This is a genomic window from Pirellulimonas nuda (genome assembly GCF_007750855.1).
Classification (GTDB): domain Bacteria; phylum Planctomycetota; class Planctomycetia; order Pirellulales; family Lacipirellulaceae; genus Pirellulimonas; species Pirellulimonas nuda.
The window spans coordinates 5,383,412-5,401,921 of record NZ_CP036291.1 but is presented as its reverse complement, the minus strand read 5'-3'; the positions used below and the strand labels follow the sequence as shown (position 1 = coordinate 5,401,921).

Sequence of the window (18,510 nt, the reverse complement as noted above, 5' to 3'; positions counted from 1 at the left end):
AGAGTGATGTCTGAAGAGTTGAAGCCGGAAGCGTCTGGTCCCGTCGCTAGCGACCCGTCTGGTCCCCAGCAGGTCGAAGGGGCGCCCCCCGCGGGGCAGCCGCAGGAGGCCGCCCCCGAGCAGGCAGCCCCCGAGCAGGCCGCCATGCCGCGGCCCGACGAGCCCGCGCCAGCCGAGGCCCCCGCGGCGCAGCCGTCGGTTGATCCGGCGCCCGTCGCTGATCAATCCGTTGAGCAAGCGCCGGGTCAATCCGCTTTGCCGACGCCCGCGGCTGACCAGGGCTCGTTCGAGCCGGTGCATATCGAGCCGGCGCCGGTTGTCAGCGAGATGGTGTCCGAAGCGCTCGCCAGCGCGACGGGGACCGAGCCGACCGCAGACGACGCCCGTCCCAGCGAGCGGATCAAGATCGGCGGTCGCACGGTAGATGAGCCCGCTGTCGCCAAGCCGGTGTCGCCCGGCCCCGCCGGTGACAGGCCGCGCGAGCCCAGCTCCCCCCCTCCGGGCAAGTACCCCCCACCGAACATCCGCAGCCAGCTTAGCGACGACCTGCAGGCAGAGTTCGACGCGATGGTCGCCGGGCAAGAAGTGGGCGAGATCCTCGACAACGCCTCTTCGCGCGAAGCGGTCCGCGAGATCGCGGCCGAGACTCGCCTCACCTGCACCATCAGCAAGATCCACGGCGAAGACGTGTTCGTCGACCTCGGCGGCGTCAAACAGGGGCTGCTGCCGATGCGGCAGTTCGGCGAGACCCCGCCGGAGGTGGGCGCCCAGGTCGAAGTGGTTGTCATCAAGCTCAACGCCGACGAGGGCTACTACGAAGTCACGATGCCGACCGGCACGGTCGACGTCGGCAACTGGGACGAGGTTCAAGAGGGCCAGGTCGTAGAGGTCAACATCACCGGCGTGAACAAGGGGGGCCTGGAGTGCCAGGTGGCCGGCATCCGCGGCTTCATGCCGATGGGGCAGATCTCGATCTACCGCGTTGAGCAGCCCGAGGAGTACGTCGGTCAGCGGCTGAGCTGCGTGATCACCGAGGCCAAGAAGAGCCGCAAGAACCTGGTGCTCAGCCACCGTGCGCTGATGGAGCGCGAGCGGGCCGAGAACCGCGAGAAGCTGCTGGCGGAGATCGCCCCCGGCCAGACCCGCGAAGGGGTGGTCCGCAGCCTCCGCGACTTTGGCGCGTTTGTTGACCTGGGGGGCGTCGACGGCATGGTGCACGTCAGCAAGCTGAGCTGGGAGCGGGTGAACCACCCCAAGGACGTGCTCACCGAGGGTCAGACGATTAAGGTCAAGGTAGAAAAGATCGACCGCGAGACCGGCAAGATCGCGCTGAGCTACCGCGAGTCGGTCGCCAACCCCTGGGAAACGGTCGAGAGCGATTTCCCGGTCGGCTCCAACGCCAAGGGGACCGTCTCGAAGACGATGGACTTCGGCGCCTTTGTCCGGCTGGCGCCGGGCGTCGAGGGGCTGATCCACATCTCGGAGCTCGACCACGGCCGGGTGATGCGCACGACCGACGTCGTGACCGAGGGCCAGCAGGTCGAGGCCAAGGTGGTGAGCGTCGACCTGGAGAAACAGCGGATCGGCCTGTCGCTGCGGGCGCTCAAGGCGCGGCCCGAACGGGAGCAGTCCCGCCCCGAGCCCGAGGCAGAACCGGAGCCGCAGGAGAACCGCCCGCGGATGGACCGTTCGAAGCTCAAGGGGGGGATGAGCCACAAGTCGGGCGGCGACAAGTTCGGCCTGCGTTGGTAGGTCGTACGCAATCCCGTAGGCCGGAACAAGACCGCCGCAGGCAGGCGCCGTTCCGGCAAGCGGCTGAGTACCCGCCCTATGCCGGAACTGCGCCCGCTACCGCGGGCTTGTTCCGGCCTACACGCCTCCAAGTCCTTGCCTACTGGACTCAGAAACGGCAGATCATGCACACTACCTCGACGTACTTCTCACTTGCATCGCTGCTCGTCCTGTTGGCCGGCCCCTGCTTCGCCGCGGAGCCGCTTTCTCCCCACCCGGTGGTCAATGAGTTGGCGACCGAGGGGTTTGAGGTCGCCGAGGGGGTGCGTGTCATCGTGTCGCCCCCGACGGTCGATGCGTCAATGGACGCAGAAGCCCAACGGGCGGCGGTAGCGGCGCTCGTTGGCGAGTTGAGGATGGAACAGTTCATGAAGGATTCCGTGGTTTCCCCGTTTGAGCTTTCGATCGGCGAAGCGGGCGCCGAGCTCCCATCCGCCAAGGTGCGGACGCTCGATCTAGCGTTCGTGGCGTACGGCAAGCTCGCTGTGGTGCGGGACAAGGACCTGATGCAGAGCGTGCTCGGCGGAGGACGCGGCGGAGAGGGCAGGGAGGCAGAAGAAGACGGGTTCGAGAAGTACGGTGAGGGGCTCACCCAGCAGGAGTGCCAAGAGCGCGGCTTCGACCTTCAGCTCAAGGGCGCTAGCCGCCACCACCTGACGCGGTTCCGCTTCCCGTTGATCGAGAAGGTGATGATCGCCGGCATCGTGGAGGGAGACGGGCGCGACTTCCAGGCGATGCTGGTGGAGTCTTCCATGTCGCCCGTTTCGATGCTTGACGACAAAGACTTCCCGACGGTCTGGCAAGAGATCCCCCGCGGCGCCCAGGGGGACGAGGACCTCGGCGAACCCCAACCGTGGCGCGGCCTGGCGGGCTACCTGCAGACCACCGAGCTGAAGTTCGAGCCGGGCGCGATCCTGGTGGAGTGCCACGGCGTGTTTGTTGAACCGTACGACTGGTTCAAGGGCCGCAACCTGTTGGCGTCGAAGCTGCCGATCGTGGTAAAGAACAACGTAACCGACTTCCGCCGCAAGCTGGCCAAGGCTAGCGAAGAAGTCGCCGAGTAGGTCGATCCGCCGTAGAGACGAAAAACGGACGGATGTTTGCCTCGGAGAGGCGCAAGCAAGCACGAGATACGTCGCAGTCAGGCGGCAGATGGGAGTGTTGGTCTGACCGGGCTCAATTGTTTCGCAACAATAAAACTCCTTGCGCCTTTTCGTGGCTGACCTGCTTTCTCAACCCATCTCGGTGTCCTCTGAGACTCTGTGGTTAACTAAACGTAGACCCAACCAACGGCGCCGTCGATGAACTTCATTTCGTTCTTGTTCCGCAACGTCATGCGCCGCAAATGGCGGTCGTTCTTGACCGCAAGCGCGGTGGCGATCGCGGTGGCGAGCGTAGTGGCGCTTGTCGGCATCTCGACGGGGTTCCTCGACACCTTTAAGAGCTTCTACCAGGAACTGGGCATCGACATGCTGGTGACCCGCGAGGGGGGCGCCCGCAAGCTCACCAGCGCCATCCCCGAGGAGATCTCGGACAAGATCGCTGCGCTGCCGGGCGTGAAAGACGTGATCCCCGGTTCGGTCGACATCATCTCGCTCAACGACTACGGCCTGCAGGTGGTGCCCGTGAACGGGCTGGTGCCCGGCACGTTTGTGTTCGACCACTACCGGATGACGTCGGGCCGCAAGCTAACGGTCGACGACGGGGCGGCGGCGATGCTGGGCGCAGGACTCGCCAAGGCGGTCGAGAAGAACGTCGGCGACACGCTGGAGCTGATCCCCGGCGAGCCGTACGAGATCGTCGGTATCTACGAGGCGGACAGCCAGCTCGACAACGCGGCGGTCGTGCTCTCGCTCAAGCAGCACCAGTACATGATGGACCGCGAGGGGCAGGTAACCGGCATCAGCATCGTGCTGGACGATCCCAACGATAAAGAGGCGATGGCGCGGATCAAGTCTGAGGTAGAGAAGATGGAGCGCGGCATCGTCGCCAAGCCCACCAAGGAGCACGTGGAGAACCTGCAGGAGATCCGGCTCGCGATCGGCATGGCGTGGCTCACCAGCGCCATCGCGATGGTGGTCGGCACGCTCGGGATGCTCAACACGATGATTATGTCGCTGCAAGAACGCACCGGCGAGATCGGCCTGTTGCGCGCCGTCGGCTGGACCCGCAGCCGGGTCGGCAAGATGATCCTCGGCGAGTCGGTGTTGCTGAGCGTTTTTGGGGGGCTGTTGGGGGTAGGGGTGGCCTTCCTGATCGTGTGGCTGCTGACCCTGCTGCCCCAGGCGATGATGGTCAATTCGCGGATCGACTCGGCCGTCGTCGGCCAGGGGATGGCCGTGGCGGTGATCGTCGGCGTCCTCGGCGGCGTAATCCCGGCGATGCACGCCACCAAGCTGGCGCCCGCGGACGCGCTGCGGCAATCACACTGACCCCTGCTAGCAGGTCGCAGGTCCGCCGATAGCCGCCGACCTACGGTCGGCGCGTTCTCAAGGCCCGACTGGCTCTCGCGACACGCGCCGACCGTAGGTCGGCAGCTATTGGGCTTCCGCAGATTGTGGGTCCGTTGTTAGCCTCACCGCTTTACCGCGGAGGCTGGAACCGACGTGCGCACGCTGATCTTCGAGCCCGAGTACTTGGGCCACCACTACGCCCACGTCGGCATGCTCGCCGACGCGGTGCGCGGGCTTGGCTGTGAGGTGACGCTCGCTACCTCCGCGGCGGGCGCCCGTTCCGAGGAATGGCAGACGCACCTCGCGAGACGCGGCTCGTTGCGACGGATTGTGCTCGACGGTCCCGCGCACCACGAGGCCGGGGTCCAGCGCCGTCGGCACGTGGCGGAGGTGGGCGGGATGCTTAGTCAGGCGATCGCCCAGTCGCGCGCCCAGCACGTTTACGTGACCGACGGCACCAGCCTGGCCAGCTATGCGCCCGCCGGCGCCGGCTGGCAACGGCTGCTCGGCGCCGCTGGGGTGGAAGCAGAGACGCTAGTCATCGGCGGCGCTTATTTCTACCCGTGCCTCGACCGCCGGTCGCGGTGGCGCGCCAACTTTCGTCGCTGGCAGCGCTTCCGCAAGCTCTCCCACGAGCCGTGGCGTACGGTCTTCAGCTTCGACCCACAGGCGGCCGCGTTCGGCGCGGCCAGCTACGGGCCGCTGGCCCGCAAGAGCCGCCCGCTGCCCGACCCCGTCGAACACCAGCCGCTGGTCCCGCTGCAACAGGCCCGGGGGCGGCTCGGTGTGCCGCTGGCAGGGAGGCGCCTGGGGGTCCTGGGGCAACTCCGCCACAACAAGGGGGTGGCGCCCCTGCTGCGCGCCTTTCGGGAGCACCCCGAACTGTTCGCGCCCGGCGATGGGCTGCTGCTGGCGGGCCGCTGCGAGCCAAGCATCCGCACGCTCATCGAAAGCGAGTACGCCGACCTGGTCCGCTCGGGCCGGGTGGTGTTGCTCGATCGGATGCTCTCGTCGGACGAGTTCGCCGCCGCGTTCTCGGCGAGCGACGCGGTTTCCGCGTTGTACTCCGGGCACCCTTATTCCTCCAGCGTCGTCACGCGCGCCGTCGCCGCCGGCAAGCCGGTGGTGTGCGCCGACTACGGCTGGTGCGGCGCGGTGGTGCGGCGGTTCGGGCTTGGGGAAGCCTGCGTGGCGGCCGGCTGCGAGCCGGCGGGGTCGCCCCAGCAGCTCGCGGCGTGCGTCCGGCGGGCGCTGGATCGCTCCGCGGGGCATCGCCCGAACGAGGGCGCCCGAGGGTTTGTCCGGTACAACTCGGCAGAAAACTTCACCGCCCACTGGACCGCCCGGCTCCGCGAGCGGATGGGCCTGCCCCCCTCTGCGGCGCTGATCGACTGGGGCTCGGTGGGCGCCGATTCCGACCCGGCCGGCATGCGGACAGCCGCCTAGCGGCGAACAATCGGGATGGATTGGCGTACCAAGTGGGCGTAGGATGCGTTGCTGATTGGCGTCCTACCTCCCAGAAACCCCGCCTGTGTCCGCCATGAGAAACAGCACCGTCCGGGCCCTGCTCGCTCTGCCTGCACTCGCGCTTTACGCCTCTAGCTGCCTGGCCCAAGGGGGCGCCGGCTGGGACTTCCAGCCGCGACCGTTGACGCGCATCCCCAGCGGCGTGGTGGTGGGGGGCGACACCGTGCAGGGGTGGTCGAACCCGATTTTGTTCGTCCGCGGCCAGCTCACCTCCGGCGACCTCAGCGTGGTCAACAGCACCGTCACGCGGTACGCCGAGCTGTTCAACCTGATCCTGCTGGCCAACGTGGTGCAGCAGGGCGACGATGGCTACGTGCTAGAGAAGGCCGCGATCGGCTTCTCTACTTCGATCGGGGGACGCAACGTCGTGATCACCAGCGACACGCACCGCCAGCTTGGGGCCAACCTTGGCTTCATCGGCGGCTCGGTCTTCTCGGGGAACGAAGCGGCCCTCAAGGACACGCAGCAAACCGCCCGCTACAGGTACGGGATGGTGATCGACGCGCCGACGCTCCTGCTGCGCGACGGCAAGCACGTGCTGACGACGGCGCGGTACTTCATCTGGGTCTCGCGGCGGACGGGCGACCTGGGCGTGCTGGTCTGGGCGATGGACGACCCGGGCCCCGGCGCCGACTTCCGCCTGATCGACGCCACGCCCCAACTGCTGCCCCCCAACCTGCACGAGAACCGCCGGATGCACGTCGACGGCGGCCAGTTCAACATGCTCGGCATCCCCAGCGCCACGGCGTTTGCCGTCGAGTCGCTCCCGCCGGGGACCGACGTGCCCTTCTCCCCCGAGCTGGCCAAGGCCGCCTGCGTGCGGACGTTCGACCAGCAGAAGTACGTGGCTTTGCTCACTCAGGTGGCCAAAGCGGTGGCGCAAACGGCGCCGGCCCCCTAGGGCGCCAGCACCCGCCGCAACCTGCGCGGCTGGGTAAACTGCGAGGCTGGGGGAATAGCGTTTGTAGCCCCTTGCACGCGGCTGACGATGCTACCGAACGCAACGGTTCTTCCGTACGTTCCTCGCACCGCCGGCGCGCTATGCCCCGTTCTGCCCCCACTCTGCTAATCCACACACGCCACGGCGTCGCGCTGCTCGCGTTGCTTGTGGCGGGTTGCTCGAACCACCCGGCGTACGTCTGCATGCGCGGCGATATCACCGCCAAAGGGGCGATGAAGACGTCGACGGTGATCGACAACAACGTCACCCCGGTTGCTGCTAGGGCGCTGCCGCGCAGCCCCAAGTGCTCCCCGAAGATCGCGGTGATCGACGTCGATGGGGTGCTGGTGAACCGCAACCTCGTGGGCCTGCAGTCGATGGGCGAGAACCCCGTGGCGCTGTTCCGCGAGAAGCTGGACGCCGCGGCCGCCGACCCCTGCGTGGCGGCCGTCGTGCTGCGGATCAACAGCCCCGGCGGCGGGGTCACGGCGACCGACATGATGCGACACGACCTGGTCGCCTTCAAGCTACGCACCGGGCTGCCGGTGATCGCATGTTTGATGGACGTCGGCGCCGGCGGCGCCTACTGCCTAGCAACCGCTGCCGATACGGTGTACGCGCACCCAACCACGGTGACCGGCGGGCTAGGGGTGATCTTGAACCTCTACGATATGGAGGACGCCCTAAGCCAGCAGAACATCTTCGAGCGCGCAATCAAGAGCGGCGCGATGGTCGATATCGGCAGCCCGACGCGCGCCATGGTCGAAGAAGAGAAAACCGTGCTGGAGGATATCGCCAAGCAGTACCACCGCCGGCTCCGAGCGACCGTGATGGAGGCGCGATCACAACTGGTTCAGCGACTGCCCGAAGAAGTACCCGTGCCTGGCGACCGCAACGGGGCGACCGGCGCTAGTGCTCCCACCGGCAAGCTGCCCAACGAGTTCGCCGGCACCGTATTCGATGGGCGGGTGTTTACCTCTGAGCAGGCCCTACACTTCGGCTTGATCGACAACGTCGGCTATCTTGACGACGCGCTGGCCGCGGCGCGTGGCCTCGGGGGGGTTACGACCGCGAAGACGGTGCTCTACCGACGCAATACGGACCGCGCGCTTACTCCGTACGACATTACACAGAACACACCCGGAGGCGGCCTGCTGCCGCTTAGTATCCCGGGCTACGACCGTGCACAGCTACCGATGTTCCTCTACATCTGGCAGCCAGAGCCGCTGTACGAAAAGAATGGCGGCCCTTGAGCGGGTCGCGCCTGCGGGAACCGCCAACCCGGGCGCCGATCGCTGCGAGTTTAGCGCCATTCTCTAGCCACCCCAGCGACACTCGGTGCGATGATGTTTCTATCCTGGCCAAGATGCCCGACGCGGTGCGCAGGACTGTGGTCCGCGGTCGTACTCCTGGCGGCAGGCTGCGCCTCGGGGCCGTCACAAGTAAGCATGCGAGGCGACGTTAAGGCAAAGGGCGCTATCGCGGCTTCTGCCGTGCTCGATCGCAACGTCAGGCCCGTGAATGCTTACGTGCTCGCCGGCAGCCGATGGCAGGCTCGCAAGGTGGCGGTAATCGACGTCGATGGCCTGCTGGTCAACGGGAACCTGACCGGGCCGCAATCCATGGGCGAGAACCCCGTCTCGCTGTTCCGTGAGAAGCTCGATGCGGCGGACGCAGATCCCTGCGTTGTGGCGGTCGTTCTACGGATCAACAGCCCCGGCGGATCCGTGGCGGCGACCGATATGATGCGGCACGACCTCGTTGAGTTTCGACGCCGCACTGGCCGCCCGGTGGTCGCGTGCTTGATGGACGTCGGCGCCGGAGGCGCCTACTACTTGGCCTCGGCGGCCGACGCGGTCTATGCGGGGCCTTCAACGGTTACCGGCGGATTGGGCGTCATTTTGAACCTGTACGACCTAGAGAAGGTCGACGTAGACGAAGAAGACAACAGTGGTCAGCTAGCGTTAGAGCTTCCACCGGTTGCTCAGCGGGCCATCCGCAGCGGTGAGATGGTGGATATGGGCAGCCCGTTGCGTGGCCTTGAGTCTCAAGAGCAGAAGGTTCTAGAAGGCATTGCATCCGAGTACCACCACCTGCTGCGAAGCACGATCGTTGAGTCTCGTCCCCAAATCGTCGAACAACTGCCGGGAGGTCGTCCGCGCAACCCCCAGGAAACCAACGCGACCGCGTTTGCCGGCACCGTGTTCGACGGGCGCGTGTTCACAACCGAGCAAGCAATCGAGCAGGGCCTGGTCGATCACGTAGGCTACCTGGACGAGGCGATTGCAGCGGCCAAGCAGTTGGGCGGCGTGTCTGAGGCGAAAACCGTGATGTACCGGCGCAGCAACGACCGCGCACTTACTTCTTACGACATCACGCAGAACACGCCCGGCACGGGGGCATCGCCGCTGAGCATTCCGGGGTCGCAACGCGCCGAACTCCCGCTATTTTTGTACCTGTGGCAGCCGGAGCCGCTGTACGAAAAGAACGGCGGCCCGTGATCGCGTCCGCGTTGACGCCACGAAACAAGGGCCGCCCGGGTAAAACCCGGGCGGCCCTTTTGCGTTTCGGAGGTGCTCTCTTCCGAAAGCAACCGAGTCAGATGGAGCTACTTCTTCCCGCGGCGGACCGCGACCAAGCCGAGGCAAGCCAGGGCGGCGAGCGACAACGTCGCCGGCTCGGGAACCACGTTGTTGGGGATCAGGTCGCCAACCGGGATGATCGTGAAGTCTTTCTTCGCGATCGCGGCCAGGTTGCCCAGGGTCGTGGCGGTGTTGAGCTGGTTGTTGATCGAGACCTCGATCTTCGAGGCGCCGCTAACAAACCCGACGGGAAGCGACGGGCCCAGGTCGACCGTGGTGTTGAGCGACCACGACTTCAGGCCGGTGGAGGGCGCCCCACCGGTGGTGGGGTAGTCCGTTACGAACGTGTCGGAAGCGAACAGCAGGATCGGGTTCGCCAACGCCACTCCGTCAACTTCCAAGACCGTCACCGTGGCGCCGGCGCTTGCCGACACAAAGGTGCCCGGCGTTGGGGTCACGCCGGTAAAGCTGTAGTCGCCACGCTCGGCGATCACAAAGCTCGTCAGGCCAGCACCGGGGAGCGCCATGATCGTGAAGCTGACTTGACCGTCGACTACCCCAGAGTTGCCGCCCGAAGAGCTAACGCCGAAAGCGGAGGGGTCGAAGTCGAGGTTGTTGCCCGTGGCGGTCGGGGCGCCGTACAGGGCGTTCGGAGGGACGGGCACCGAGAAGGAGCTCTCGGTGACATCCAGATACATCACGCCCCCGGGGGGGACATCGCTAAAGTCGCCGTAAATGATGGCGGCTTGCGCGCCGTTGGGAACGGCAAGAGCGCAGAGGCAGACGAGAGAAAAGATCGCGGGAATCCCCGCGAGGGTCATTTTGTTTCGCAACATGAGCACCTCCTGAAAGCTTCTTCGCGTCTTACTGTGACGCGAACTGAGTGGTAGTGAAAATCACGGTGTACTGTCTAAACGAATCCTGTCGAAAAGGGTCTGCACTGGGCAGCGTCCATACAGAATCGACTCAGATCACTAGCTTTCCAAGAGTTTGGAGGTCTCAGATCAGGAGGTCGACTCGAAAAAGGGGCGTACCCGCACTCTGCGTGGACTCATAATAGTCACGCGGCTTGCGACCTTGCAAGTGTTTTGTTTGGAAAATCCGGAAGGTTTCTGGCGGCCGATCCACTAGCCGCCAGAGCCCGTCCTGGCCATCTGCGGCAAGGCCGGATGCGGCGTAGGCAAATCCGCCTCAACTCCTTATACTCCCACGAGTTGAAGCAAACCAGCCCCTCCCTTTCCCTGCCGCTTGAGATGACCAACGTGCTGCTCCCCGACGGGAGCCAACGCCACTTTGACCGCCCCGTCACTTGTCGCGATCTGGCGGCGGATATCGGCGCAGGACTGCTCAAGGCCGCTGTCGCCGCCGTTGTTGAGGGGGACCAAGCCGACCTGTCAGCCCCGCTCCCCGCGGAAGGGGACGTGCGGGTTCGCCTGATCACCAAACGCGACCCAGAAGCCCTCGCCATCCTGCGACACTCCACCGCCCATGTGATGGCTCAGGCGGTGATGCGGCTGCATAAGGGGGTCCAGCTCGCCTTTGGGCCGACGACCGCCGGGGGCTTTTACTACGATTTCGCCCTCGAGGAGCCGCTTTCCGAGGAGGATTTCCCTGCGATCGAGGCCGAGATGGCGAAGATCGTCAAGGAAGACCTGGAGTTCGAGCGGATCAATAAGCCCCGCGACGAGGCGATCACGCTCTGCCGCGAGCTGGCTCAAGAATTCAAGGTAGAGCACATCGAGACCGGGCTGAGCGATCAGTCGCACGTTTCGTTCTACCGGCAGGGGGAGTTTGTCGACCTGTGCCGGGGCGTCCATGTCCCCAGCACCGGGATGATCGGCAAGGCGTTCAAGCTGCTGTCCGTGGCGGGCGCCTACTGGAAAGGAGACGCCAACCGGCAGCAACTGCAGCGGCTCTACGCGACCGCGTTCTTCGACAAGAAGGACCTGCAGGAGCACCTGGCCCGGCTGGAAGAGGCGAAGAAGCGGGACCACCGCGAGTTGGGCAAGCGGCTCGACCTGTTCACGATCGATCAGAAGGTCGGCTCGGGCCTGATCCTTTGGCTCCCCAAGGGCGCCGTGATCCGGCAGACGCTCGAGGACTACCTCAAGGGGGAGCTGCGACGCCGCGGGTATGAGAGCGTCTACACCCCCAATATCGGCCGCGTCGAGCTGTACGAGATCTCGGGGCACTACCCGTACTACAGCGACAGCCAGTTTGCGCCGATCGACATGGAAGACGGCGAGCGCTACCTGCTCAAGCCGATGAACTGCCCGCACCACATCATGATCTACAAGGCCAAGCCGCGCAGCTACCGCGACCTGCCGGTGCGTCTGGCCGAGTTCGGCACCGTGTACCGGTACGAGCAATCGGGCGAGCTGAACGGCATGACCCGCGTCCGAGGCTTCACCCAGGACGACGCCCACCTGTTCTGCACCGAAGACCAAGTGGCGGGCGAGTTCCGTGCCTGCATCGAGATGACCCAAGAAGTCCTGCGGTCGCTGGGGATGGACCGTTACCGCGTGCGGCTGGGTTTCCGCGACCCGACCAGCGACAAGTACGTCGGGCGTCCCGAGGTTTGGGACCGCGCCGAAGCAGAGCTGCAAGCGGTTTGCGAGTCGATGAACCTCCCCGAGATGTCGATCGAACAGGGCGAGGCGGCCTTCTACGGGCCGAAGGCGGACTTCGTGGTCACCGACTGTATCGGCCGAGAATGGCAGCTCGGCACCGTGCAGCTCGACTACAACCTGCCCAGCAAAGACCGCTTTGATCTGGAGTACATCGGCCCCGACAACACCCCCCACCAACCGGTGATGATCCACCGGGCGCCGCTCGGGTCGATGGAGCGGTTCATCGGCGTGCTGATCGAGCACTTCGCCGGCGCCTTCCCGCTGTGGCTGGCGCCCGAACAGGTGCGGGTGCTCACCGTGAGCGAAAAGTCCGAGGCCTACGGCAGAGAAGTCGAAGCCAAGCTCAAGGAAGCGGGCCTGCGCACCACCGGCGACTTCCGGGGCGTCAAGCTGGGAGCGAAGATCCGCGACGGCCAGGTCGACCTGGTGCCGTACATGTTCGTGATCGGCGAAAAAGACCGCGACGAAGGGACCGTGACCATCCGCGACCGCCTAGAAGGCGATCAGGGGGCGATGTCGTTCGACGCGGCGGTCGCCAAGCTGCGGGAAGAGATCGCCGCGCGGACGGTCCGCCAGGTCGCCGACGCCCAGGCGCCCGCCGTGAGCCTCAGCGCCGGCGCCGAGAACGAGTACTAGCCCCCTCCTCCCCCCGGTTTTTTGCCCACCAACCGATCGAGCCCTCACGAATCAAAGGCCCCGCGCACCAGACGCGGGGGGCGTCTGGCCCCTGCCGGTGGGGGCGAGCCGTTATTCTGCAGGGATAATTCGTGTAGATTCGGGTGATTCTTCGGCATTGTTATCCGTCGGCCCCGCCACTCCCCCGCCTAAGCCGCCATGACTTCCTACAACCTGACCCACCTCAAGCAGCTCGAAGCCGAGAGCATCCACATCATCCGCGAGGTGGCGGCCGAGTTCGACAACCCGGTGATGCTGTACTCCATCGGCAAGGACTCGGCCGTGATGGTCCGGCTGGCCGAGAAAGCGTTCTTCCCCGGCAAGCCGCCGTTCCCGCTGATGCACGTCGACACGACGTGGAAGTTCAAGGAGATGATCGCGTTTCGCGAGAACCTGATCCGTAAGGAGCTAGGCTGGGAGCTGATCGTCCACATCAACGAGGAGGGGGTGAAGCAGGGGGTCGGCCCCTTCACGCACGGCAGCGCCGTGCACACCGACATCATGAAGACGCAGGGGCTCAAGCAAGCGCTCAACAAGCACAAGTTTGACGCCGCGTTTGGAGGCGCCCGCCGTGACGAAGAGAAGAGCCGCGCCAAAGAACGCGTCTACTCGTTCCGCGACCAGCACCACCGTTGGGACCCCAAGAACCAGCGGCCCGAGTTGTGGAACCTGTACAACGGCCGCGTTCGAAAGGGGGAAAGCATCCGCGTCTTCCCGCTATCAAACTGGACCGAGCTGGACGTGTGGCAGTACATCCACTTGGAGAATATACCGATCCCGGATCTTTACTTGGCGGCACTGCGGCCGGTGGTGGAAATTGACGGCACATTGATCATGGTCGACGACGACCGCATGCCCAAAGAGCATGCAGAAAAAGCTGTCATGCGGAACGTCCGCTTCCGCACGCTTGGATGCTATCCGCTGACCGGCGCCGTGGAGTCGGACGCGGCCGACCTCCCGTCAATCATTCAGGAAATGCTGGTCGCTCGGGTAAGTGAGCGACAAGGGCGAGTGATCGACCACGATTCGCAAGGGTCGATGGAAGAGAAGAAAAAGGAAGGGTACTTCTAGATCGAGCTCCCAACCCGCCCACCGTGTTAGAATGAGGGCAGAGAGGAACCCAGCCATGACTCCCGTCACCACCCAGCATATTGAACTGGTCCCCAGCGCCACTCACGGTCAGAAGGCCGTGATCGCCGGCACCCGCATCCGTGTAGTGGACATCCACGCCTGGATCGAAGTGCATGGGAGGACTCCGCGCGAGATCGTTAGCGACTTCCCCCAGTTGACACTCGGCGATGTCCACGCCGCGATGACGTACTACTGGGACAACGAAGCGATGTACAAGAGGCAGTGTGAGAGAGAGGTAGAGCTTGAGGAAGAGGGTCGAAAACTCTACCCACCTAAGCTGCCCGACGCCATCCGACGGAGGGGAAACGATGGCGATAAAGTTCCATCTTGACGAACACCTCTCGCCGTCGCTAGCCATTGCCCTGCGTCGCTCGGGCGTTGATGTATCGACAAGCCAGGAAGCGGCGTTGCTTGGCGAGCCGGATCCAAACCAACTCTCGTTTGCGGTGGTCAACGGCCGGGCTTTGGTGACAAACGACATCGGCTTCACAAGACCGCCGATGGTGGAGAAAGCGGATTTTGGCATTTGCTACTGCCATTGCCAGAAGTACGCGATCGGCGAACTGGTCAAAGCCCTGCTCCTTGTTCACGAGTGCATGAGCGAAGCCGAGATGCGGAACCACGTCGAATACCTATGACCATGGCTAGCAAGTTGCGGGAGCAGGCCTTGAAATGCGACGCGGCGAAGTCGATGGAAATGGGACGGTTGTTTCATCGGACCGCTTTGTGAGCCCCGGAGACTCCAGGATGATTGCCCGACGAAAGTGCAATGCCATGTGCGTGGTTGGGTGCGTCGTAGCCTCGCTGGTCGCGACCCATGCCCAGGGCGACTACAACTGGTACGGCATCCCAACCGTCGAGTGGCTGGTCGATAACAGTGACATCATCGCGATCGTTGAGCATGAGGACGCAGATCTTAGGGTGCTTGTTGCACTCAAGGGTGACGGTGAAGCCATCGGCTCCGATCTCAGACCGCCGGAGACCCGTGTGTCCTGGCGCATCCCTCCGAAAGGTGGCAAGCAGCGCGTCGTATTCGTTAGCGAGGGCTCGCTCTTGCTGGGGGAAATTGGGATAGGGCGCCCGCTATCTATGGTCACAAAGCAAAGCATGCACGGGAGTTCCTACGGCGTGACCCAGTTTGGACGCGTGCTATTGACAGCTTCGGAGTTGATCGATGCGATCAATGACCGAATTCAAGCGTCCCCGCCTGTCGAGCTGCCGGAGTCGTCACGCACTCCTTGGCGGCCAGGGCCCGAATTGATCGAGGAACAGGGTTTAATGGTGCGCGCAGACATTCAGTTCCCGTTCGAGTCAACAGACGAATTGTTCAGCTTGCTGGTGCCGCGGACATTGGAGTGGCGTGAGCACTACGTTCAGCAACTCAGGAACGGCGACGCCTGCGAACGCATACACGCTATCCATTGCCTTTCGAAGCTCGCGGACAAGAGGTCCCTAGACGAAATTGACGTCGCGTTGAGTGTCAAAGATGTTGCGCCGGGCTTTCGGCCCTACTGGAGCTCGTCAAACGAAAAAACAATGCTCATAGCAGAAGACGTCCAGAGTGCCGCGAAGTCCGCTCTCGATAGCGTCGCACGCGAGTAAATCCCTTCTACCGTTTCCGTCATCCCGTCTCGGGTCCATCGCAAATGAGCCACCAATCCGATCTAATCGCCACCGACATCGATGCCTACCTGCAGCAGCACGAGAACAAGGAGCTCCTCCGGTTTCTCACCTGCGGCAGCGTCGACGACGGCAAGAGCACGCTCATCGGGATGCTGCTCTATGAGTCGAAGATGATCTACGAGGACCAGCTCGCTGCGGTGCAGGCCGCTTCGGCGACGCACGGCACGACAGGCGGCGGGTTCGACCCGGCGCTGTTGACCGACGGCCTCAAGGCCGAGCGGGAGCAGGGGATCACGATCGACGTGGCGTACCGCTACTTCTCAACCGCCAAGCGCAAGTTCATTATCGCCGACTGCCCGGGACACGAGCAGTACACACGCAACATGGCGACCGGCGCCAGCACGTGCGACCTGGCGATCATCCTCGTCGACGCCCGGCACGGCGTGATGACGCAGACCCGGCGGCACTCGTTCATCGTGTCGCTGCTGGGCATCAAGCACGTGTTGATCGCCGTGAACAAAATGGACCTGGTGGACTACTCCGAGGAGCGGTTCGAGGAGATCAAGCGAGACTACCGCGAGTTCGCCACCCGCCTGGAGATGCCCGACCAGCACTTCGTGCCGATTAGCGCGCTCAAGGGAGAGAACCTGATCGCCCACAGCGAGAAGATGCCGTGGTACGAGGGGTCGACGCTGATGCACCACCTGGAGAACGTGCACATCGCGTCCGACCGCAACCTGATCGACTTCCGCCTCCCGGTGCAGTACGTCAACCGGCCCAACCTCGACTTCCGCGGCTTCTGCGGCACCATCGCGTCTGGCAAGGTCCGCAAGGGGGACGAGGTGCTCGCCCTGCCGTCCAAGCGCCGCAGCAAGGTGAAGTCGATCGTCACCTTCGACGGCGAGCTGGACGAGGCGTTTGCGCCGCTGGCGGTGACGCTCACCCTGGAAGACGAGATCGACGTCAGCCGGGGCGACATGCTGGTCCGGCCCGACAACCTGCCGTCGGTCGCGGACAAATTCGAGGCCACGGTCGTGTGGATGAGCGACGACCCGCTCACGCCGGGCAAGGAGTACCTGATCAAGCACGCTTCGAAGGTGGCGCCGGGACGGATCAGCACGCTCCGCTACCGCATCGACGTGAACACGCTCCACCGGGCGGACACGCCGACCCTGGCGCTGAACGAGATCGGCCGTTGCCATATCAAGCTCAACCAGCCGATCGCGTTTGACGGCTACCGCTCGAACCGCTCGACGGGCGCTTTCATCCTGATCGACCGGGTGACGAACGTGACCGTCGGCGCGGGGATGATCCTCGACCGCGCCAGTGTCGACGCGTCCGACCACTGGGACGACGAGGCCGCCGATAGTCTGCAAGAACGCGAGAGCAATGTCACCGCCCAACAGCGCGAGGCCCGCTACGGACAGAAGCCCGCTACGGTGCTGCTGACGGGGCTGACCGCCGCGGGCAAGACGCCCATCGCCAACGCGGTTGAGCGGAAGCTCTTTGATCGCGGCCGTGCGGTCGCGGTGCTCGACGGCCAATCGCTCCGCCGCGGCGTGAGCCGTGACTTGGGCTTTTCGATCGACGACCGCAGCGAAAACGTCCGGCGCGCCGCGGAGGTGGCGAAGCTGTTTAACGACGCCGGGGTGATCGTGATCGCGGCGTTTACGGCGCCGTTTGAGGCGGTCCGCCAACGGGCGGCCGACGTCGTGGGGCGTGAGCGGTTTATCGTGGCCCACGTGTCGGCGCCGGCCGATTGGTGCCGGGCCCACGACACCGAGGGGGCCTACGCCAAAGCAGACGCCGGCGAGATCGCCAGCCTGCCCGGCGTGAACGCAGAGTACGAGCCGCCCGCTGAGCCCGACCTGGTGCTGCCGACGCACGAACTAAGCTTCGACGAGTGCGCCAACCGTGTCGTGAAGATGCTCGAAGAACGCGGCTTGTTGGGCTAATCGCCCGCCGGCGCGTGCGGTCGACTGGGCCAGAAGTCGTAACGCCAGTTTTCGACCGGCCCGATGACTGGCCGACTAAACGACCCGGGGATCGCCACCCAGAAGGGGGCGCCTAGGCATTCGGGCCGAGGGTATATCCATACCCCCGGCCCATGCCCAGCGCTAGCGCCGCACCTTATTGATGCGGCCTAGGTTTACTGCTGCCCTGTGTAGCTGCGGGGTGAAAGCATTGCAGACTACTTGCGACGCCGGCCTACTTGAGGCGGCCGAGCGTCTTCAAGATCGATTGCGCCTTGTCGACGCCACCCACCTTGGCCGCGAACCCAGCGGCTTCGATCAGGGCGTCTACCTTGACGGACTCGCCGCCGGCGGCGGACGCCTTGGCCTTCGGTCCCGGCTTGGCGCTCACCCGCTTCTTGACCCGCTTCTTCTTGGCGCCCAAGACGTTGCTCACCAGCGCCGGCGACACTTCGACGCCGGCGGCCTTCAGGCCATCGACGATGTCCTTCGGACGCGCCGTCTTATGAGCGTCGCGATACTTACGGATCTCTTCGCTCTTGTTCACCGCGGTAGCGGCCTTCTTCTTAGCCATGTCTTCCTCAAGCAAGCCCAGTGGAGTTAAATTGCGACCCAGCGATGCTGATTCGCCCTATGTCAAAATATGACACACGCGTCGATTAGATAAAGCCCCGCCGCCGCAGATAGTGCTGTTTTGTGTAAGAAAACGTGAGTAATAGCCTAAAACAATCGGCGCGACGCATGAATTGACGCCCCGGTGCGGCATGAATCGCGGCCCATCGGGTTCAGACGCTCCCTTTTCATGACGTGCTTGGCGGCTTTGCGGAGGCCGACCTCAGGGGCTAAAATCCTGAGGGTTCTGACGACAGAACCGGTCACCCTACACACCAGATGGTTGCAAAATGGCTTGGCTATTCGAGCGGACGGTAGAAATGGCGGCCTGGATCGCGATGCTCATGGCGTGGATCGCGGCCGGGTGGGCGGCCTATCTGGCGATCACTTGGTTCAAGGTGCGCAGCGACGAGATCGTCGCCTGGCAGTGCTTTCAGCATTGCGCGATCGCGGCCGCGGCGTGCGTCGGGTTCTCGGTGGCGCTGGGGGCGCTGGCGTGCGTCGATCGGTTCTTGTTCGACGCGGGCGAGGTGTGAGGCCCACGAGGCGTGAGGCCCACGAGGCCCGAACCGC

At 64.6% G+C, this 18,510-nt stretch carries 16 protein-coding genes; 14 read left to right on the top strand and 2 right to left on the bottom strand.

Annotated elements, in window-relative coordinates:
- Positions 1 to 6: 6 nt before the first annotated feature.
- The 7 genes from Pla175_RS21065 to Pla175_RS21035 all read left to right on the top strand — a co-directional run bounded on the left by Pla175_RS21065 (position 7) and on the right by Pla175_RS21035 (position 9,212).
- Complete coding sequence (locus Pla175_RS21065; protein WP_145290188.1) at positions 7 to 1,752, top strand: 30S ribosomal protein S1; 1,746 nt, start codon at positions 7 to 9, stop codon at positions 1,750 to 1,752.
- 164 nt (positions 1,753 to 1,916) lie between these two features.
- Positions 1,917 to 2,855, top strand: coding sequence for a hypothetical protein (locus Pla175_RS21060; RefSeq protein WP_145290185.1), 939 nt, complete (start codon positions 1,917 to 1,919; stop codon positions 2,853 to 2,855).
- Positions 2,856 to 3,092: 237 nt separating this feature from the next.
- Complete coding sequence (locus Pla175_RS21055; protein WP_145290182.1) at positions 3,093 to 4,223, top strand: ABC transporter permease; 1,131 nt, start codon at positions 3,093 to 3,095, stop codon at positions 4,221 to 4,223.
- A 174-nt stretch (positions 4,224 to 4,397) separates the two neighbouring features.
- Complete coding sequence (locus Pla175_RS21050) at positions 4,398 to 5,690, top strand: glycosyltransferase family protein (protein WP_145290178.1); 1,293 nt, start codon at positions 4,398 to 4,400, stop codon at positions 5,688 to 5,690.
- Positions 5,691 to 5,784: 94 nt separating this feature from the next.
- Positions 5,785 to 6,672 carry a fimbrial protein gene (locus Pla175_RS21045; protein ID WP_145290175.1) on the top strand — a complete coding sequence of 296 codons (888 nt, stop codon included), beginning with the start codon at positions 5,785 to 5,787 and terminating at the stop codon, positions 6,670 to 6,672.
- A 140-nt stretch (positions 6,673 to 6,812) separates the two neighbouring features.
- Positions 6,813 to 7,964 (top strand): S49 family peptidase, encoded by a 1,152-nt coding sequence (locus tag Pla175_RS21040; protein WP_145290173.1) that lies wholly within the window; start codon positions 6,813 to 6,815, stop codon positions 7,962 to 7,964.
- Positions 7,965 to 8,204: 240 nt separating this feature from the next.
- Positions 8,205 to 9,212, top strand: coding sequence for a S49 family peptidase (locus Pla175_RS21035; protein ID WP_197527033.1), 1,008 nt, complete (start codon positions 8,205 to 8,207; stop codon positions 9,210 to 9,212).
- Positions 9,213 to 9,319: 107 nt separating this feature from the next.
- Here the strand turns inward: Pla175_RS21035 and Pla175_RS21030 are convergent, their stop codons facing one another.
- Complete coding sequence (locus Pla175_RS21030; protein ID WP_145290167.1) at positions 9,320 to 10,129, bottom strand: hypothetical protein; 810 nt, start codon at positions 10,127 to 10,129, stop codon at positions 9,320 to 9,322.
- A gap of 417 nt (positions 10,130 to 10,546) precedes the next feature.
- Here Pla175_RS21030 and thrS point away from each other — a divergent pair, with 417 nt between their 5' ends.
- The 6 genes from thrS (at position 10,547) to cysN (ending at position 17,307) form a co-directional block, all read left to right on the top strand.
- Positions 10,547 to 12,559, top strand: coding sequence for a threonine--tRNA ligase (gene thrS / locus Pla175_RS21025; protein ID WP_145292222.1), 2,013 nt, complete (start codon positions 10,547 to 10,549; stop codon positions 12,557 to 12,559).
- Between the two features lie 198 nt (positions 12,560 to 12,757).
- Complete coding sequence (gene cysD / locus Pla175_RS21020) at positions 12,758 to 13,669, top strand: sulfate adenylyltransferase subunit CysD (RefSeq protein WP_145290164.1); 912 nt, start codon at positions 12,758 to 12,760, stop codon at positions 13,667 to 13,669.
- Between the two features lie 55 nt (positions 13,670 to 13,724).
- Positions 13,725 to 14,060, top strand: coding sequence for a DUF433 domain-containing protein (locus Pla175_RS21015; protein ID WP_197527032.1), 336 nt, complete (start codon positions 13,725 to 13,727; stop codon positions 14,058 to 14,060).
- Positions 14,038 to 14,367 carry a DUF5615 family PIN-like protein gene (locus Pla175_RS21010; protein WP_145290158.1) on the top strand — a complete coding sequence of 110 codons (330 nt, stop codon included), beginning with the start codon at positions 14,038 to 14,040 and terminating at the stop codon, positions 14,365 to 14,367. Before Pla175_RS21015 ends, Pla175_RS21010 begins: the two co-directional genes overlap by 23 nt.
- Positions 14,368 to 14,476: 109 nt before the next feature.
- A complete protein-coding gene (locus Pla175_RS21005) occupies positions 14,477 to 15,331 on the top strand; it encodes a hypothetical protein (protein ID WP_145290155.1) in 855 nt (284 codons plus the stop codon).
- A 44-nt stretch (positions 15,332 to 15,375) separates the two neighbouring features.
- Positions 15,376 to 17,307, top strand: coding sequence for a sulfate adenylyltransferase subunit CysN (cysN, locus tag Pla175_RS21000; RefSeq protein WP_145290152.1), 1,932 nt, complete (start codon positions 15,376 to 15,378; stop codon positions 17,305 to 17,307).
- Positions 17,308 to 17,560: 253 nt separating this feature from the next.
- Here the strand turns inward: cysN and Pla175_RS20995 are convergent, their stop codons facing one another.
- Positions 17,561 to 17,899 (bottom strand): hypothetical protein, encoded by a 339-nt coding sequence (locus tag Pla175_RS20995; RefSeq protein WP_145290149.1) that lies wholly within the window; start codon positions 17,897 to 17,899, stop codon positions 17,561 to 17,563.
- A gap of 328 nt (positions 17,900 to 18,227) precedes the next feature.
- Between Pla175_RS20995 and Pla175_RS20990 the strand changes: the two genes are divergently transcribed.
- The gene (locus tag Pla175_RS20990; protein WP_145290146.1) at positions 18,228 to 18,473 is read left to right on the top strand and encodes a hypothetical protein; all 246 of its coding nucleotides are present in this window, start codon (positions 18,228 to 18,230) and stop codon (positions 18,471 to 18,473) included.
- Positions 18,474 to 18,510 lie beyond the last annotated feature (37 nt).

What these genes read in the sequence shown, in the direction of transcription:
- Pla175_RS20995 (WP_145290149.1), bottom strand. Translation starts at nt 17,899, where the DNA reads ATGGCTAAGAAGAAGGCCGCTACCGCGGTGAACAAGAGCGAAGAGATC.
- cysD (WP_145290164.1), top strand. Translation starts at nt 12,758, where the DNA reads ATGACTTCCTACAACCTGACCCACCTCAAGCAGCTCGAAGCCGAGAGC.
- cysN (WP_145290152.1), top strand. Translation starts at nt 15,376, where the DNA reads ATGAGCCACCAATCCGATCTAATCGCCACCGACATCGATGCCTACCTG.
- Pla175_RS21055 (WP_145290182.1), top strand. Translation starts at nt 3,093, where the DNA reads ATGAACTTCATTTCGTTCTTGTTCCGCAACGTCATGCGCCGCAAATGG.
- Pla175_RS21015 (WP_197527032.1), top strand. Translation starts at nt 13,725, where the DNA reads ATGACTCCCGTCACCACCCAGCATATTGAACTGGTCCCCAGCGCCACT.
- Pla175_RS21005 (WP_145290155.1), top strand. Translation starts at nt 14,477, where the DNA reads ATGATTGCCCGACGAAAGTGCAATGCCATGTGCGTGGTTGGGTGCGTC.
- thrS (WP_145292222.1), top strand. Translation starts at nt 10,547, where the DNA reads ATGACCAACGTGCTGCTCCCCGACGGGAGCCAACGCCACTTTGACCGC.
- Pla175_RS21045 (WP_145290175.1), top strand. Translation starts at nt 5,785, where the DNA reads ATGAGAAACAGCACCGTCCGGGCCCTGCTCGCTCTGCCTGCACTCGCG.
- Pla175_RS21040 (WP_145290173.1), top strand. Translation starts at nt 6,813, where the DNA reads ATGCCCCGTTCTGCCCCCACTCTGCTAATCCACACACGCCACGGCGTC.
- Pla175_RS21065 (WP_145290188.1), top strand. Translation starts at nt 7, where the DNA reads ATGTCTGAAGAGTTGAAGCCGGAAGCGTCTGGTCCCGTCGCTAGCGAC.
- Pla175_RS21060 (WP_145290185.1), top strand. Translation starts at nt 1,917, where the DNA reads ATGCACACTACCTCGACGTACTTCTCACTTGCATCGCTGCTCGTCCTG.
- Pla175_RS20990 (WP_145290146.1), top strand. Translation starts at nt 18,228, where the DNA reads ATGGCTTGGCTATTCGAGCGGACGGTAGAAATGGCGGCCTGGATCGCG.
- Pla175_RS21030 (WP_145290167.1), bottom strand. Translation starts at nt 10,129, where the DNA reads ATGTTGCGAAACAAAATGACCCTCGCGGGGATTCCCGCGATCTTTTCT.
- Pla175_RS21010 (WP_145290158.1), top strand. Translation starts at nt 14,038, where the DNA reads ATGGCGATAAAGTTCCATCTTGACGAACACCTCTCGCCGTCGCTAGCC.